Annotated in this window: 12 protein-coding genes; 4 read left to right on the top strand and 8 right to left on the bottom strand. The window is 62.5% G+C overall.

From position 1 onward, the window contains the following. Positions 1 to 21 precede the first annotated feature (21 nt). The gene (locus NAT23_RS10640; protein WP_251928147.1) at positions 22 to 1,734 is read left to right on the top strand and encodes an amidohydrolase; all 1,713 of its coding nucleotides are present in this window, start codon (positions 22 to 24) and stop codon (positions 1,732 to 1,734) included. Positions 1,735 to 1,824: 90 nt separating this feature from the next. Here the strand turns inward: NAT23_RS10640 and NAT23_RS10645 are convergent, their stop codons facing one another. The 3 genes from NAT23_RS10645 to hpaD (NAT23_RS10655) all read right to left on the bottom strand — a co-directional run bounded on the left by NAT23_RS10645 (position 1,825) and on the right by hpaD (NAT23_RS10655) (position 5,078). Then, positions 1,825 to 3,276 carry an NAD-dependent succinate-semialdehyde dehydrogenase gene (locus tag NAT23_RS10645; RefSeq protein ID WP_251928149.1) on the bottom strand — a complete coding sequence of 484 codons (1,452 nt, stop codon included), beginning with the start codon at positions 3,274 to 3,276 and terminating at the stop codon, positions 1,825 to 1,827. A gap of 82 nt (positions 3,277 to 3,358) precedes the next feature. Next, complete coding sequence (gene hpaI, locus NAT23_RS10650) at positions 3,359 to 4,162, bottom strand: 4-hydroxy-2-oxoheptanedioate aldolase (RefSeq protein ID WP_251928151.1); 804 nt, start codon at positions 4,160 to 4,162, stop codon at positions 3,359 to 3,361. Positions 4,163 to 4,223: 61 nt separating this feature from the next. Further along, entirely contained in the window at positions 4,224 to 5,078 is an 855-nt protein-coding gene (gene hpaD, locus NAT23_RS10655) for a 3,4-dihydroxyphenylacetate 2,3-dioxygenase (RefSeq protein ID WP_251928153.1), read from the bottom strand. Between the two features lie 139 nt (positions 5,079 to 5,217). Between hpaD (NAT23_RS10655) and hpaA the strand changes: the two genes are divergently transcribed. Continuing rightward, positions 5,218 to 6,117 carry a 4-hydroxyphenylacetate catabolism regulatory protein HpaA gene (hpaA, locus tag NAT23_RS10660; protein WP_251928155.1) on the top strand — a complete coding sequence of 300 codons (900 nt, stop codon included), beginning with the start codon at positions 5,218 to 5,220 and terminating at the stop codon, positions 6,115 to 6,117. Positions 6,118 to 6,129: 12 nt separating this feature from the next. On the opposite strand, the gene NAT23_RS10665 is transcribed toward hpaA, so the two are convergent. The 5 genes from NAT23_RS10665 to NAT23_RS10685 form a co-directional block, all read right to left on the bottom strand. Next, on the bottom strand, positions 6,130 to 6,930 hold the full coding sequence (locus tag NAT23_RS10665) for an FAA hydrolase family protein (RefSeq protein ID WP_251928157.1): 801 nt from the start codon (positions 6,928 to 6,930) through the stop codon (positions 6,130 to 6,132). Continuing rightward, positions 6,917 to 7,804, bottom strand: a complete 888-nt coding sequence (locus tag NAT23_RS10670) for a fumarylacetoacetate hydrolase family protein (RefSeq protein ID WP_251928159.1) — start codon at positions 7,802 to 7,804, stop codon at positions 6,917 to 6,919. The genes NAT23_RS10665 and NAT23_RS10670 overlap by 14 nt, the downstream gene beginning before the upstream one ends. An 89-nt stretch (positions 7,805 to 7,893) precedes the next feature. After that, on the bottom strand, positions 7,894 to 8,874 hold the full coding sequence (hpaD, locus tag NAT23_RS10675) for a 3,4-dihydroxyphenylacetate 2,3-dioxygenase (RefSeq protein ID WP_251928160.1): 981 nt from the start codon (positions 8,872 to 8,874) through the stop codon (positions 7,894 to 7,896). A gap of 71 nt (positions 8,875 to 8,945) precedes the next feature. Further along, on the bottom strand, positions 8,946 to 10,454 hold the full coding sequence (gene hpaE / locus NAT23_RS10680) for a 5-carboxymethyl-2-hydroxymuconate semialdehyde dehydrogenase (protein WP_251928161.1): 1,509 nt from the start codon (positions 10,452 to 10,454) through the stop codon (positions 8,946 to 8,948). Positions 10,455 to 10,482: 28 nt separating this feature from the next. Then, on the bottom strand, positions 10,483 to 10,869 hold the full coding sequence (locus NAT23_RS10685) for a 5-carboxymethyl-2-hydroxymuconate Delta-isomerase (protein ID WP_251928162.1): 387 nt from the start codon (positions 10,867 to 10,869) through the stop codon (positions 10,483 to 10,485). Positions 10,870 to 11,283: 414 nt separating this feature from the next. Here NAT23_RS10685 and NAT23_RS10690 point away from each other — a divergent pair, with 414 nt between their 5' ends. Together NAT23_RS10690 and NAT23_RS10695 are read left to right on the top strand one after the other, a co-directional pair. Beyond that, positions 11,284 to 13,164, top strand: a complete 1,881-nt coding sequence (locus NAT23_RS10690) for an FAD-binding monooxygenase (protein ID WP_251928163.1) — start codon at positions 11,284 to 11,286, stop codon at positions 13,162 to 13,164. A 330-nt stretch (positions 13,165 to 13,494) separates the two neighbouring features. Then, positions 13,495 to 16,521, top strand: a complete 3,027-nt coding sequence (locus NAT23_RS10695) for a cytochrome P450 (protein WP_251928164.1) — start codon at positions 13,495 to 13,497, stop codon at positions 16,519 to 16,521. Positions 16,522 to 16,621: the final 100 nt, after the last annotated feature.

The raw sequence follows: 16,621 nt of genomic DNA on the forward strand, positions 1-16,621 counted from the left end.
CAATGCATCAGGAGGCGGGGCATGACACGTATCATGGGGATTTCTCTGTGTATTCTGGGCCTTCAGGCCGCAAGCGCTTGCGCTGCACAGAACGCGACGCAGGACGTCGCGGATCGGGTATACATGAACGGCATCATCTATACCCAGGATGACGCGCGCACGAAGGCTCAGGCGGTCGCGATCAAAAATGGCACGTTCGTCGCGGTCGGGCGCGATCAGGATCTCAAGGGCTATATCGGCCACAGCACCGAGGTGGTGGATCTGCGCGGTAAAACGGTCATGCCGGGCATCATCGATGCCCACGGCCACTACGTGCGCGGGTTCAAGCGTGAGCTGTTCAACTGTGATTTCCCGAGCAGCACCCCGGCCGCGGCCATTGCCGACAGGGTCCAGGCCTGTGTGAAAAACGCAAAACCCGGCGAGTGGGTTGTGGGCGGGGCCTGGGCGTCGAGCTATGCCAACACTGGCGGCGTCAACAAGGCCGTGCTGGATGCGGTGTCGCCCGATAATCCGGTCTATCTGCTCGATGACACCGGTCACAACGGCTACGTCAATTCAAGGGCGCTGGCGGCGGCCGGATTTACCAAAGAGAAAGCCCGCGAGATGCCTGCGATCGTCACCGATGACCAGGGTGAGCCCACCGGCATCCTGCAGGAAGACGCCGCCGGCGCCCTGACTCAGATCATTGTGCCGATGAGCGATGAGAAGTATCGGGCCGTGGTCAGAAAGGCGGTCGGCATGGCTAACCGCTACGGCATTACCACCTTTGTCGAGGCGCGCACTGACCGATCCACGATCAAGGCCTATCACGACGTGGATGAAAAGGAGGGCCTGACCGCGCGTGTGGTCGCCTTTCTTCAGTACGCCACCGACTTCAACGAATCCCGGGACATGCAGCGCGAAACGCTCGACCAGCGACAGCGCTATCAGTCCAAAAACGTGAACGCCAACAACGCCAAGTTCTATCTCGACGGCGTGCCGCCGGCGTTTACCGCAGCGCTCTTGACTCCCTATCAGGCAAAGGCGCTGCACGCGCATCATTTGCCGGAGGATGTTCGAGGCCACCTTCGCATGCCCCCGGACACCCTGCGAAAGGACGCTATCGCGCTGGATCAACAGGGCATTACGCTCAAGTTTCACGCCGCAGGCGATGCGGCGGTGCGTGAGGCGCTGGACACGCTTGAGGCCGTGCGAAAGGCTAATCCGAATGGCCACCTTCACCACTCCATCGCGCATGTCGGCATGGCAAGCCCAAAAGATCTGCCCCGGTTCAAGGCGCTTGATGTGACGGCCGACATCGCCCCGCCGATCTGGATAGAGGGTCCCTACAGCGACACCATGACCGAGGTGCTGGGTCCGGCGCGCTACGCCAGAACCCCGCCCACGGCCGAGCTTCTAAAGGCCGGAGCCACCATCGCCTATGGCTCCGACTGGCCCTCCATTGCGGCCTCGATCAACCCCTGGCCGTCTCTTGCCTCGATGGTGCACCGAGATATCGGCCCCGAGCAGAGCATCCCGCTCGAGGACGCAATCGATACGATGACCCGCGGCGGCGCCTGGTCGGTCAACCAGTCTGCCGAGATCGGCTCGATCGAGCCGGGCAAATCGGCCGACATGGTCGTTATCGACCGCGACCCGTTTGCCATTGCAGCCGATGACATCGCAGACATCGAGGTGCTGTCGACGGTATTTCGCGGCGAGACGGTTTATCAGCGTGATCGAGTGGGTGAATAGGCGCGCACTGCACCGGGGCCAGTCAAAAAAACGCCCCAGCCTTCGAGAGAGGGCTGGGGCGATGTCGGTCAGGTGCGTTATGCGGGTGGGTTATTTGATCCCCATGCACAGGTACTTGACCTCGAGGTAGTCCTCGATGCCGTAGTGCGAGCCTTCGCGGCCGACGCCGGAGGCCTTGATGCCGCCAAACGGCGCGACTTCGGTCGAAATGATGCCCTCGTTGATGCCGACCATGCCGTATTCGAGCGCCTCGCCCATGCGCCAGCAACGACCCATGTTCTGGGTGTAGACGTAAGCGGCCAGACCAAACGGGGTGTCGTTGGCCATGTCGATGGCCTGCTGCTCGGTCGTGAAGCGAAACAGCGGCGCGAGCGGGCCGAAGGTCTCTTCACTGGCCACGTCCATGTCCGGCGTCACGTCACCGAGCACGGTCGGCTCGAAGAAGCTGCCGCCGAGTGCGTGGGGCTTGCCGCCACACAGAACGCTCGCGCCGTGCTGGACGGCGTTGTCGATGTGGGCCTGTACCTTCTCGACCGCCTTCTGGTTGATCAGCGGGCCTTGCTGGGCACCGTCTTCTTCGGCGGGGGCGACCTTGAGCGCGTTGACCGCCGCGACCAGCTTCTCGCTGAAGGCGTCATAAACCGCGTCGTGGACCAGAATGCGGTTGGTGCAGACGCAGGTCTGGCCGCTGTTGCGGAATTTCGAGGCGATCGCGCCGTCGACGGCGGCGTCTAGGTCGGCATCGTCAAAGACGATGAACGGCGCGTTACCGCCAAGCTCCATACTGACCTTCTTGATGGTGCCGGCGCACTCTTCCATCAGCTGGCGGCCAATTTCGGTGGAGCCGGTAAAGGAGAGCTTGCGGATGGTCTCGCTGTGGGTGAGTTCGGTGCCGATTTCCCGCGCGCGCCCGGCGACCACATTGAACACACCCGCCGGCACGCCCGCGCGCTCGGCAAGCTCCGCCAGCGCCAGCGCGGAAAGCGGCGTTTCGGAGGCCGGTTTAAGCACCATGGTGCACCCGGCGGCAAGCGCCGGGCCCGCCTTGCGGGTGATCATCGCGATCGGGAAGTTCCACGGCGTGATGGCCGCGACCACCCCTACCGGCTGCTTGATCACGACCAGCCGGCGGTCGGGCTTGTCGTTTGGGATCACATCGCCGTAGATGCGCTTGCCTTCCTCGGCGAACCACTCGATGAAGCTGGCGCCGTAGTCGACCTCACCGCGGCTTTCGGCCAGCGGTTTTCCCTGTTCCGCACTCAGGATGCGGGCGAGGTCTTCCTTGTGCTCCTGCATCAGCGCAAACCAGCGCTTGAGGATCAGCGAGCGGGCTTTCGCGGTCATGTCGCGCCAGGCTGGAAGCGCGTTGTTGGCAGCGGCGATGGCGCGCTGGGTTTCGGCCTTGCCGACGCGGGCAACGGTTGCCACGGTGTCGCCATTGGCCGGGTTGGTGACATCAAAGGTGTCGCCGCTGTCGGCGTCGTGCCATTGGCCATCAATGTAGGCCTGCTGGTGGAGAAGACGGGCATCTGTAAGGTTCATGAGTCGTCCTGGCGTTAGGGGCGGATAGGGCCCGGCCGGGGTCGGCCGAGCCTTGATAAACAAAAAGTGTCGATGCGTCGGGCTAGTACACCGAGGAAGTCGGCAGTTCCGGGCCGTCGCCGTCCTTGAACTCGCCGGCAAGCGTTCTCAGGGCGCCCATCAATAGGCTGGTATCCACGCCCACCGCCACGAAGGTGGCGCCAAGCTCGAGATAGCGCCGGGCGAGTGTCTTGTTGGCCGAGAGAATGCCGGCGGCCTTGCCGGCCGCTTGAATACGGCCGATGCCGTCTTCGATGGCGCGCTGCACATCGTCGTGGCCGGGGTCGCCGCGATGACCGAGCGAGGCGCTTAAATCGGCCGGGCCGATGAAGACGCCGTCGACGCCTTCCACGGCGGCGATGTCATCGAGGTTCTCGAGCCCCTGTTTGGTCTCGATCTGAACCAGCAGGCAGACCTCGTCATCGGCGCGGTCGAGGTAGCCCGGAATCGAGTTCCAGCGCGACGCGCGGGCCAGCGCACTGCCGACCCCGCGAATGCCGTCTGGCGGATAGCGGGTGGCGCGCACCAGCTCTCGGGCCTGCTCGGCGGTATCGACCATCGGCACCAAAAGGGTCTGCACGCCGATGTCGAGGTACTGTTTGATCAGGGCGGCGTCGCCCACCGGCGGGCGTGCGATCGGCTGAACCGGGTAGGGCGCCACGGCCTGAAGCTGGTCGAGGATGGTGCGCAGCTCGTTTGGGGCGTGCTCGCCGTCAATCAGAAGCCAGTCGAAGCCTGCGTTGGCGGCAAGCTCGGCGCAGTAGCCGTTGGCAAGCCCAAGCCAGAGACCGATCTGGGCCTCTTTGCGGGCAAGGGCCTGTTTGAAGGTGTTGATGGGCATATCCATGGAGCGCTCCTCGCGTGGTGTGACGTGACATCAGAAAGACGCATGGCATCGTCAAGACGTATTACATCGGAAAGACGGCGTTGATCTGGCCTGTGCCGGAGCTTCCGAACGGGGCGGTGAGGATTTCGGCCGGGCGATCATAGCCCTCGCCGAGCACGCCCATCAGCATGGCGGTGTCGTGCATGCCGCCTTCGCCGTAGCAGTGGCCGGCGTACTCCGGCAGCATGGTGCGAAAGTCGTCGAACTTGCCCTCGCGCCACATCTCGACCACCCGAATGTCCATCTGGCGGTCGAACTCCCGCGACCAGCGGTGCATGTTTTCCTTGGCCTGGTTGTTGTCGGTGAAGCGGTGGGACAGCGACCCGGAGGCCAGCACCATCACCTTGTGATCGCTTGCCTCGATCGCCTCGCGCACCGCCTTGCCAAAGCGGATGCTGTCGTTGAGATCGTGCCAGGCGTCCCAAGCGGCGATGGAGACCACCTTGAAGGCTTCGTCCTCATCGGTGTCCATGTGCATGTAGCGCATGGGCACGAGCGTCCCGTATTCGAGCTTGAGGCTCTGAATGTTGTGCGCCATGGTGCGAATATCGGAGCGATTGGCATGCTCGGCAATCGCCTGGCCAAGCGCCGGGCAGCCGTCGTACTTGTAGGCCATGTTCTGGATGAAATGCGGCAGCTCGTTGCTGGTGTACACGCCTTCGAAATGATCGCCGCAGTTGATGTGGTAGCCGCTGTTGACCAGCCAGTGGGTGTCGAACACCACGGCGACGTCGGCGCCGAGCTCGCGGGCGCGCCGGCCGATTTCCTTGTGGCCGGCGATGGCCTCGGCGCGGCAGCCGTAGTGCTCGCCCGGCTGCTCCGAGAGATACATCGAGGGCACGTGTGTGATCTTGGCAGCGAGTACGATTTCACCCATGAGAAAATTCCTTGAAGCGGACGGGCAGGTCAGGTCGGCCTGAGTGGTGGAAAGGCCGCATAATGGAGCGATGCGCCCGTCGATGGTTAATATAGGGTCTTGTCGAGCGATTGCCTCGCGCGAAGTCAGGAGTGCCCCCATGGCATTGGAGCCGATTCCCAACATCACGATCGGTCAGGAATACGATCAGCGGTACGCCGATGCGACCGTGCATTACGATGCCCTCGGTCGCATGGCGGAGTTCTACGGCCGGAACATGCCGGTGCATCATCACGACCGCTTCTTTCAAGTGCACTATGTCAAACGTGGCATGGTGCGGGTCTATCTGGACGAGCGGCAGTTTCACCAGCAAGGCCCGATGTTCTTTCTGACTCCGCCGACCGTACCGCACTCCTTCACCACCGAAGACGGCAGTGATGGCCACGTGCTGACGGTGCGCCAGCAGTTGGTGTGGTCGCTGCTCGAGGAGCTTCCCGAGCTTGGCGACGCCTCGGCGGTGGCGCCTGTATGTGTGGCAACCGGCCGGGTGAACGATGAGGCCCGGCTGGACGTCAACCGCGTGGAGCGGCTGTTCGAGGAACTGCGCCTTGAGTTCGAGGCGGATCGCCCCGGGCGTGAAAGTGCGCTTTCTACGCTTACGCGGCTGATCTTCGTGAGCCTTTTTCGGCTGTCGGCCAATTCGTTGACCGCCCAGAGCGTGCGCCACGACGACCTCTCGCTGTTTCACCGCTTCAATCTGGAGATCGAGGCCCACTACACCGCGCACTGGACGTTGTCGGAATACGCCCGTGCGCTCAATGTGACCGAGGCCCGGCTCAACAGCGTCTGCCGCCGCATCGCGGGGGTGCCCAGCAAGCGCGTGGTGCATGATCGGGTGATGCAGGAAGCGCGTCGCCTTCTGACCTTCACCCGTATGAGCGTCAACGAGATCGGCTATCAGCTTGGGTTTCAGGACCCGGGCTATTTCTGTCGATTCTTTGCACGTCATGCAGCCGTCACTCCCTCGGGTTACCGTCGCGATCAGCCGGGCCATCGGTAGCTTGCCTGTCGCCTAGTCGAACGTCAGCGAAACGCTGCCGAACGCGCCATAATCGGCCTCGATTCGGCTGCCGGAAGGGCATTCCACCGGGCCAATGAACGAGCCCGACAGGATGACCTGGCCGGCTTCGATCCGCTGGCCGTAGGTCGCCATGCGCCGCGCAAGCCACACAAGACCCGTGACCGGGTCATCCAGTACACCCGCGCCGAGCCCGGTGGCCACCACATCGTCGTTGTGCTTGACGATCGAGCCGACCCAGCGCAGGTCGAACGCGTTCGGGGCATGACGCTCGGTGCCCAGCACGATGCCGGCGTTGGCGGCGTTGTCGGACACGGTGTCGAAGATCACGCGAGTCTGACCGGTCTCTTCGTCCTTTCGAACGATGCGGGTATCGAGAATCTCGATGGCCGGCGTCACGTACTCGGTCGCGGCCAGCACGTCCTCGCGAGTGACGTCACCCTCGAGCGGTGCCTTCATCACAAACGCGATCTCGGCCTCGATACGGGGCTGAATGAAGTGGCCCTTTGGAATCACGGCACCGGTGTCATAGCGCATGTAGTCATAGAGCACGCCGCTGTCGGGGGTGTCGATGCCGAGCGCGTCCTGCATGACCTTTGAGGTCAGCCCGATCTTCCAACCGAGAATGGCGTGATCTTGGGTCTTGCGCGTCATCTGAGCGGTCTGGATCGCGTAGGCATCATCAAGGGTCATGCCCGGGTAACGCGCCGAAAGAAGACCGATCTGTTTTCTGGATGCTTCCGCCGCCAGCAAGTCGTCGGCGGCGGCGGCAATCTGCTCGTCAGTCAGTGCCATGCTCGTCCTCCACGCCATTGGTCAGCGTACCGATGCCATCAGCCTCGACCTCGATCACATCGCCCGGCTTGAGCCAGATCGGCGGATCGAAACGGGCGCCGGCGCCGGTCGGCGTGCCGCATACGATTACGTCGCCCGGCACCAGGGTGGTGAAGGTCGAGACGTAATTCACGATGTAGCGGAAATCGAACATCATCCGCGAGGTGCGATCATTTTGACGAACCTCGCCGTTGACGCGGGTGGTCAGTTCGATGTCATCAAGCTGATCCGCGCGCTTGAACGGCACAAGCCAGGGGCCGATGGCACCGGTGGCGTCGAAGTTCTTGCCCTGCGTTACGTTGAACTTGGCATGACGCACCCAGTCGCGAATGGTGCCTTCGTTGCACAGTGTGAGTGCGGCGATGTGCTCGTAGGCCTTCTCGCGGGAAATCCGGCGGCCGCCCTTGCCGATCACGATGGTGACTTCGCCTTCGTAGTCGAGCTGGTCGCTTTCCGGCGGTCGCACCAGGTTCTCGTTATGGCCGACGAAGCTTCTAGGGAAACGAATGAACAGTGACGGTTTGCTCGGGGCGGCCTGGCCGTCCTTGTATTCCTCATTGCGCGAGGGGAAGTTGACCCCGACGCAGATCAGCTTTTCGGGATTGGTGATCGGAATCAGGAAGGTGACGTCATCTTCGCGGTAGCTCGGGCTGCGGCCTTCTGCAACGGTCAGAAGCTCGTCGATGGCACCGGCCTCGATCACTTCCTTGAGGCCCTTGAAGCGAGTGCCGAATTCCGGCGTCAGATCGACGATGCCCTCGTCGGTGACGACCCCAAAACGGTCGGCGCCGTTAGCGCGAAAGGCCGCGAGACGAGGAGGAAGGGCGTTATTCATGGGCTATCTCCTGGCGGCCCGAGCGCACTCGGGCCTTTTGAATCATGGGGCGACGTGTGTGACGGTCGTTTGTACGTATACCCGTTGGCTCAGGGCGCGACAATTGGCGTGGCGTTGAGCTGGGAATCCACCGGTTCAAGGTTCTCGAATTCGGAGCCGTGCTCGAACCAGGACCGCGGTGCTGCTGCGCCCCAGAGGGTCTGGCGTTGCGGATCCTTCAGATCCCACTTGATCGCTTCCAGGTCCGGGTCGACGGTCTGGTAGTCCGAGCAGTAGATCTCGATGCGGTGGCCGTCCGGGTCGAGGATGTAGAGGAAGAACGCGTTGGAGATGCCGTGGCGGCCCGGGCCGCGCTCGATGTTGTCGACGTAGCCGGTTGTGGCCATCAGGTCGCACAGATCGATGATGTTGAGCGGTGTCGGGACCCAGAACGCAGTATGGTGCAGGCGCGGGCCGCGGCCATTGGTGAAGGCCATGTCGTGTACGCCGCCCTTGCGGTGCGTCCAGGCCGCCCACAGCTTGCCGCTTTCCTCGTCCTCGGTGTACTCGGTCACGCGAAAGCCGAGCTGGTTGTAGAACGCGACCGCTTCATCGACGTTGGGCGAAAATAGATTGAAATGGTCGATGCGCAGCGGCTTGACGCCTTTGTAGAGCGCGTACTGCTGATGAATCGGAGCGAGCCGGTCCATCTTGAAATACAGCTCGATCGGCACGTCGAAGCAGTCGGTGGTGCGAAGCGTGCGGCCCTGATAGGGGCGTTCGACCCACTCGACCGGATGGCCGTTCTTTTTGAACCAGTCGTGGGCCTTGTCGAGCTCCTGCTCATCGAACACCTTGAACGACAGCGACTTCACGACCGCACTGTCGCTTTTTTCCAGCACGATACAGTGGTGGCCGCGTTCTTCCATGGCGCGCAGGTAGATGCGGCTGTCGTCCTCGTCGGTGACCTGAAGGCCGAGCGTGTCGACGTAGAAGTGACGGCTCTTGGCCAGGTCGCTGACGCCGAACACGACGTGGCTCAGGCGAATGATGTTGAATTCGGGGTAAAGATTGGGCGTTGGAATGGGCATGATGAGACTCCTGATGTTGGACAATAAATGTTCGTCAGGCAGGACGGCGTGCGCCGCCCTGCGTGGTGACATCACCCGAGCTTCGGCACCTTGTGGGCCTTGCGCGGGAAGGAGACGTTGACGGTCTCCATGTAGAAGTCGAACGACCAGTCACCGCCGTCGCGGCCGATGCCGGACGATTTCACGCCGCCAAACGGCGACTCCAGGTGACGAACGTTTTCGGAGTTGACCCAGATCATGCCGGCTTCCAGCTCATCGGTCAGGCGCATGGCGCGGTCGAGGTCGTTGGTCCAGAGGTAGGCGGCAAGGCCGTACTGAGTGTCATTGGCCAGGCGCAGCGCTTCCTCTTCATCCTTGAACGAAATGGCGGTCAGTACCGGGCCGAAGATCTCTTCCTGGGCGACCGTCATGTCGTTGGTGGCGTTGGTAAAGAGCGTCGGGCGCACGAAGCAGCCTTCATCGCTTGCCTTCTCACCGCCGGCGGCAATGGTGGCCCCTTCTTCACGGGCCTTGTCGAAGTACGACAGTACCTTCTCTTCGTGCTCGGGGTGAATCAGCGGGCCGACGACGGTGTCGGGGTCGAGCGGATGGCCGACCTTGACGCCGTTGGCGACTTCCGCCACGCGGCGGGTGACTTCCTCGTAAATGCTTTCCTGCACCAAAAGGCGTGAGGAGGACGTGCAGCGTTCACCGTTGAGCGAGTAGATCATGAAGGTGGCCGCATTGACGGCGCGCTCGATGTCGGCGTCGTCGAACACGATCACCGGGTTCTTGCCGCCAAGCTCGAAGTGGAAGCGTTTAAGCGTCGGCGCGGCCTGAGCCATGATCAGCTGACCGGTGCGGCTTTCGCCGACAAAGGCGACCGCCTTGATGCCGGGGTGTTCGGTCAGGGCCTTGCCGGCGTCTTCGCCCATGCCGTTGACCAGGTTCAGAACGCCTTTCGGGAGTCCGGCTTCCTCGGCGATTTCGACCAGGAGCTTGGCGGTCATCGGCGAGAACTCGGCCGGCTTGTGCACCACGGTGCAGCCAGAGGCCAGCGCCGGCGCGATTTTCCAGGTCGAGAGCATGAACGGCGTGTTCCACGGCGTAATGACACCGATCGGCCCCAGCGGGCGCTTGGAGGTCACGTTCATCTGGGTGTCGTTTCGAAGTGACAGTCCGTCCTCGGCCTGGGGCGCTCGGTCGGCGAAGAAGCGGAAGTTGGCCGCCCCGCGCACTGCCGCTTTTGACATGAAGCGAAGCGACTGGCCGGTGTCCATGCACTCGGTAAAGGCGATTTCCTCGGCGCGGGCCTCAATGGCTTCCGCGACCTTGATCAGAATCTCGCGGCGCTCCTTGCCCGGGGTCTTGCTCCAGGTCTTGAACGCCTTTTCCGCAGCCTTCACGGCGCGGTCGATGTCACTGGCACCGCCGTGAGCGACGTCGGCAAGCGGGGCGAGATCGACCGGGGAGATCGTTTCGAACGTCTTGCCGGAATCGGCAGGCACCGATTCGCCGTTGATGTGGTTCAAAACACCCTGTTCGCGAAAACGCTTCATGTAGTCCTGCGCGCGGGCGATGTTGTCGTTCAATTGGCTCATCAAGAATCCTCCAGAGGGGGCGTGGGGCTCACTGTTTGGACAGCCGGGTGTGGATCGGGGTGTCTTTCCAGCTCAGCGCGGCATCGATTTCGCGGATTTCAAGCGACAGGGCGAAATGTGGTGTTGAAAGCGGAGCAGCAAGCGCGCTCTGTACGGCCGCGAACAATCGCTCGCCGGCGGCCTTCAGATCACTTTGAGTGCGGCCACTGCCTACGCTCAGGGTCATTGCCAGAAAGTCGTTGTCTGGGTGGTCGTCCGCCACGATGCAGTGATCCGCGGCAAAGGCACGGACGCGAATGCCGGCCAGCGGAAAGAGCTCGGACTCCGCCATCACCTGGTAGGCGGCGCGGCAGACCTCGCGTACATCGACGCGCTGTTCGAGACCGGGTGAGTATTCGATATGCAAATGAGGCACGTCGTTCTCCTTGAAAGCCTGCGGTGTGTGCAAACGACCAGGTCAGACTTGGATCGTTAACATATTAACAATGATCCGTCGGTTTCCTGTCAAGCGTCTGCGCCTAATCATTTCGATGTATACGATGAGGGTTCAGACAGGGCGTCTTCAATTGCGCCCAACAGCCGATATAGACGGTCAGCGCCCCGGATCGTTCACAGATTAACGAGTTCGTGAGGCGCTTGGATGACAGGCCGACCAAGGTAGGGGGTGTATTTATGAAAAGTACAATCGAGTCCGCGTAAAACACATCCTCATCGACCCTGGTGGTCTTCAGCATGGAAGGGGTCAGGGCTTTTGAGCGTGCCTTGCGAGGCAATCACCGCGTGTGTCATGCGTCCAGCCGGAGCCGAATCGATCAATGAGGAGAAGACCATGCAATTTCACCATCACGGTTATGTATCGGGTGACCCCCGCGTTCAACCCGCGCTCGGCGAGGGGCTCGAGCGAAGCGATGCGCTGCCTGATGAGGTAGACGTATTGATCGTTGGCACCGGGCCTGCCGGCATGATCATGGCCGCGCAGCTGGCGCAGTTCCCCCATATTCGCACCCGCATCATCGAGCGCCGCGCCGGCCGGCTCGAGATCGGCCACGCCGATGGCATTCAGGCGCGAAGCGTCGAGACCTTTCAGGCCTTCGGCTTTGCCGGTCGCATCACCGCCGAGGCGTATCGCATCACCGAAATGGCCTTCTGGAAGCCGGACCCGGATCAGCCCGAGCACATCATTCGCACCGCTCGTACGCTTGATGATCCGGAAGGCATCAGCGAATTTCCTCACCTGATCGTTAACCAGGCTCGCGTGCTCGACTATCTGGCTGAATCCGCTGCCAATGGTCCGGCGCGCATCCGCCCGGACTTCGGCATCGAGTTCAAGGGGCTTGAGGTCGACGGGGAGGGTGACTATCCCGTAAGCGTCGCGCTCAAGCACGTTGCCGGCCCGGACGAGGGTCGTGAGCGCACGGTGCGTGCCAAATGCGTTGTCGGCTGTGACGGCGCGCGAAGCGGTGTGCGCAGCGCCATCGGCTGCACCCTCGCTGGCGATCAGGCCAACCACGCCTGGGGCGTGATGGACGTGCTGGCGCGCACGGATTTCCCGGATATCCGTACCAAGTGCGCCATTCAGTCCCATTCCGGCGGCAGCATCCTGTTGATCCCGCGCGAGGGCGGGCACCTGTTTCGAATGTACGTCGATCTTGGCGAAGTGCCGGCCGATGGCAGTAACGCCGTGCGCAACACGCCGATCGAGCAGATCATCGCCAAGGCCAACGAGATTCTCACACCCTACACGCTCGACGTTCGAAACGTGGCCTGGCACAGCGTCTACGAGGTTGGCCATCGCCTGACCGACCGCTTCGACGACGTCGAGAATCCGGATTCCGGGCGTCTGCCGCGGGTGTTCATCACGGGTGACGCCTGCCACACCCACAGTGCCAAGGCCGGTCAGGGCATGAATGTCTCGATGCAGGACGGTTTCAATCTGGGCTGGAAGCTCGGCTACGTGCTGTCCGGTCGCAGCCCGGCGAGTCTGCTCTCGACCTACTCCGCCGAGCGTCAGGTGGTCGCCAAGAATCTGATCGATTTCGACAAGCAGTGGTCGACGATGATGGCCAAGCGCCCGGAAGAGTTCGAAAACCCGGGGGAGCTGGAAGAGTTCTACACCCGCACCATCGAGTTTCCGGCAGGTTTCATGACCGAGTATGAGCCGTCGCTGATCACCAACGACGCCGATCATCAGGCGCTTGCGTCCGGCTTCCCCATCGGCAAGCGCTTCAAGTCGGCGATGGTGTCACGCGTGTGTGACGGCAACCCGCTGCAGCTTGGGCATCAGGCCAAGGCCGACGGCCGGTGGCGCCTCTATGTGTTTGCCGATGCTGCCGCCCCCGAGGCGGACTCGAAGACCAGAAGCCTTGCCGAATGGCTGGCACATTCAAGCGACTCGCCGCTCAACGTGTCGTTCCCCAACGGCAGTTCGTGGGTCGATTGGTTCGACATCAAGGTGATCTATCAGCAGCGCCATGAAGATATCGCCATCCAGGAGGTGCCGAGCGTGTTCACGCCAGAGGTGGGGCCATTCGAGCTGACTGATCTTGAAAACGTGTTTGGCGTGGCCCCGGGGGAAGATATTTTCGACGCCCGTGGCATCGACCGTGACGGCGCAGTAGTGGTGGTGCGACCCGATCAGTACGTGGCCGATGTGCTGCCACTCTCCCACGCCGACCGCCTCGCCGAGCTGTTCCTGCGCCTTCAGGCGTAAGCCAGGCGCAGCGTAGATGTCATGAAAATACAGCGCCCCAAGCCATGCTAGAGGCATGCGTCTCGGGGCGTTTGTGTTTGTAGTGGGTGATAGTGCGTAGAAAGATGCAATCAAGGTGTGTTCATAGGCGATAGGTGCAAGGCCTGTACATAAAGTCGAATAGTTAACTTGTTAATAAAAATTTAGCGTGATCACCTCTTGGGCCATGGCAGGTCTTGTTTGGTTGCCTCGGGTGCGTCGTCATCGGCGGGCCTGAACGTGGCAACCGATTCAAGCCGCGCTGAGTGCGCTTGGCCGCTGACGCCGTTACCCGCTTCCCGTGGAGGTTACATGACTACGCCGTTGATACCTCGCTCCGCCCCCGTGGCGGACTGGGTCGAGATCAAGACGCTTTATGACGATCCGTACCCGATCTACGAGCGCCTTCGCCGTGAGGGCGGTGTGCACTGGGTGCCTAGTGTCAATCGCTACCTGATCACAAGCTATGAGGCCGTGATTGCCACCGAGCACGATCAGGAGACGTTTTCCGCGAATGAAAGGGACTCGCTTCAGATTCGGGCCATGGGGCATTCGATGCTGCGCCGAGACGACCCGGAACACTACCGTGAACGCCGGCAGTGGCAGAGCGTGTTCAAGCCAAACGCCGTCAAAAACGTCTGGACGCAGACCTTCCACGAAAAGGGCCGTGAGCAGCTGGCCCGCTTGATCGACAAGGGCCCGGGGTCGGATCTTGTCTGGGATTTTGCAGCACCGTTTGCAGCGGAATGCCTGAAATCGTTGCTGGGGCTTTACAACGCCACGGCCGAGGATCTGCAGCGCTGGTCGCAGACGTTGATCGACGCCACCGGCAACTACGCCGATGACCCCGATGTGTGGGCGGCCGGGAAGCGCTCTTTCGATGAAGTGGATGTCGCGCTCGACGAGATGCTCGAGTGGCACCTCAATAACCGCGACCACTCGTTGATCTCCTCGCTGCTGTCTTCGCCCGAAGATCAAATGCCGCTGGAAAAGATTCGCGCCAACATCAAGATGAGCATCGGCGGTGGACTCAACGAGCCGCGTGACGCCCTGGGCGTTGCGGCCTGGGCGATGCTGACCCACCCAGACCAGCGTCAGGCCGCCGAGCGCGACCCGAGCCTATGGTCGACGGTCTTCGATGAGACCATTCGCTGGATCGCGCCGATCGGCTTGTACTCGCGCCAGACCACCAAAAAGACCGTTCTGGCCGGCGTCGAACTGCCCGAGGGTGCCCGCCTTGGAATCTGCATCCTTTCAGCCAACCGCGATGAGTCGGTGTGGGACCGGGCGGATCAGTTCGATATCCACCGTGAGGTGAAGCCTCACCTGGCGTTCAGCAAGGGCACTCATGTCTGTCTTGGTGCGCGGGCAGCGCGGGCCCAGATCGCTGACGTGGCATTGCCTCTGCTTTTCAACCATTTGAACGGGCTCAAGGTGGATCCTGGCCGCGAGCCTACCGTTGGAGGCTGGGTCTTTCGCGGCATGCTTTCCCTGCCGGTAACCTGGGACAGCGTCCGCCCGCTCGATAACAGCAGTGCTTCTGCCGTTGCCGGATCGGCCAGCGAGGCGCAGGCAGCGCCTCACGTCGCGATCGTGGGGTCGGGGCCGGCGGGCTGTTTCACGGCCAAGGAAGTTCAGCGCCGTATGCCCGGCGCCCATATTGATCTCATCGACCGGCTGCCGGTGCCCTATGGGCTGCTTCGCTACGGTGTCGCTGGCGATCACCAGGGCACCAAGGCGGTGGCGCGCCAGTTTGACCGTTTGTTCGATTCCCCCAACGTACGTTTTGTCGGCAACACCACCGTCGGCGATCAGGTCGCTTTTGATGAGCTGCGCGCCGGCTACGATGCGGTGGTGCTGGCAAGTGGGGTGCACGCCGACCGGGCGCTCGGTATTCCGGGCGAGACGCTTACCGGGGTTTGGGGCGCGGGCGGCATTACCCGAAGGCTCAACGGCCACCCGAATGAGACTGAGACCCCGACCCTTGGTCGGCGTGTGGCGATTGTGGGGCAGGGCAATGTGGCCATCGACGTGCTGCGGCTGCTGTCGGTTCGGTCAAAAGACCTCGAGGGCAGTGATATTGACGAGGGCGTACACGGTGCGCTGACGCGCGACATCGATACGCTTCACATTATCGGGCGCTCGAGCGCCGAAAAGGCGCGCTTCGACCCGGTCATGATTCGCGAACTGGGCCGCTTCTCGGGCATTCGCCACTGCGTGCATGGCGTCGAGCTTGACCGCGTGCCGGAAGGCAAGGATGCCCGATTGGACGCCTTGCGCACGCTGCCGGGCGTCGCGGGTGTCGAGGTCGACGGTACCGTGCGCATGAAGGTTGACTGGTGGTTCGAGACGGTGCCCGAGCAGATCGAAGGGCAGGCGCAGGTCGAAGGCGTGGCGCTGCGTCACGGCGGCGACGTCGTCTCGCTTGAGGTGGACTCGGTCATTACCGCCATCGGTTTTGTGCCTGACCCGGAAAATGCCATTTCCAGGGCACTGGCTGAGCTTCCGAGCGCGTCCGAGAGTGGGCGCATCGAAGCCGGGCTGTATCTGGCCGGCTGGCTGCGCCGCAGCGCCCGCGGCACGATCCCCGACCAGCGCACCGATGCCCGGGCGTTGGCCGGGGTGATCGGCGCCGACATCGCCTCCGGCGACATTGCCTGTACGCGACAAGGGCTTGCGCCGCATGTGGAGGCCACCGACATCGACGGCTGGCGGCGGATCGATCAGCGCGAGCGCAGCGACGCCACGCCCGACCGCGTACGCACCAAGCTGTGCACGTTCGAGGCGCTTTTAAGCTCGGCGCGGGACACCTCGATCGTCATCGATCGGGCGACCGACGGGGCGGCTGGCGAGAGTGACAGTCTGGGGGATCTGGCCGTCAGCATTCTATTCGGCACCGAATCCGGCAACGCCGAGCTTGTCGCCGAGGAACTCGAGCAGGCGCTTGAAGGCCGCTGCACGGTGGACATCGCCGATCTGGGCGACATCGAGCCGGACGATCTTGCCCCCGAGCGGTTTTACCTCATGGTCTGTTCGACCTACGGCGACGGCGACGTGCCGGGCGGGGCGAATGCGTTCTATCAGGCGCTGCGTGAGCGCGCACCGGACCTTGAAGGCATTCGCTTTGCAAGTCTTGGGCTTGGCGACAGCAGCTACGCCAAGACCTACTCCCGGGGCAGTGAGCTGCTTACCGAGGCGTTGACTGCCTGCGGTGCAAGGCGCATCGGTGAGTACGGCCGCCATGATGCCAGCGGGTCGCTGTCGGCGTCCGATGTGGCGCTTGATTGGGCCGAGGGCGTGTTGGTTCTGGCGGCGAGTGAGTCTTCGACGCCCGCGTAAGCGCGGCTGGCGATTGCGTTGTTATCATATTAACGTCTAATCATTAATTTATTAATGATTTGGTAGACTGAGCGCTCGGTGACCGACAAGAGGCGATCTC

Source organism: Larsenimonas salina, from assembly GCF_023736155.1.
In the GTDB taxonomy this organism is placed as follows: domain Bacteria; phylum Pseudomonadota; class Gammaproteobacteria; order Pseudomonadales; family Halomonadaceae; genus Larsenimonas; species Larsenimonas salina.

Bases quoted from the DNA above. Each gene is read 5' to 3' on its own strand.
- NAT23_RS10695 (WP_251928164.1), top strand. From the start codon at position 13,495: ATGACTACGCCGTTGATACCTCGCTCCGCCCCCGTGGCGGACTGGGTC.
- NAT23_RS10665 (WP_251928157.1), bottom strand. From the start codon at position 6,930: ATGGCACTGACTGACGAGCAGATTGCCGCCGCCGCCGACGACTTGCTG.
- NAT23_RS10670 (WP_251928159.1), bottom strand. From the start codon at position 7,804: ATGAATAACGCCCTTCCTCCTCGTCTCGCGGCCTTTCGCGCTAACGGC.
- hpaD (WP_251928153.1), bottom strand. From the start codon at position 5,078: ATGGGTGAAATCGTACTCGCTGCCAAGATCACACACGTGCCCTCGATG.
- hpaI (WP_251928151.1), bottom strand. From the start codon at position 4,162: ATGGATATGCCCATCAACACCTTCAAACAGGCCCTTGCCCGCAAAGAG.
- hpaD (WP_251928160.1), bottom strand. From the start codon at position 8,874: ATGCCCATTCCAACGCCCAATCTTTACCCCGAATTCAACATCATTCGC.
- NAT23_RS10640 (WP_251928147.1), top strand. From the start codon at position 22: ATGACACGTATCATGGGGATTTCTCTGTGTATTCTGGGCCTTCAGGCC.
- NAT23_RS10645 (WP_251928149.1), bottom strand. From the start codon at position 3,276: ATGAACCTTACAGATGCCCGTCTTCTCCACCAGCAGGCCTACATTGAT.
- hpaE (WP_251928161.1), bottom strand. From the start codon at position 10,454: ATGAGCCAATTGAACGACAACATCGCCCGCGCGCAGGACTACATGAAG.
- hpaA (WP_251928155.1), top strand. From the start codon at position 5,218: ATGGCATTGGAGCCGATTCCCAACATCACGATCGGTCAGGAATACGAT.
- NAT23_RS10690 (WP_251928163.1), top strand. From the start codon at position 11,284: ATGCAATTTCACCATCACGGTTATGTATCGGGTGACCCCCGCGTTCAA.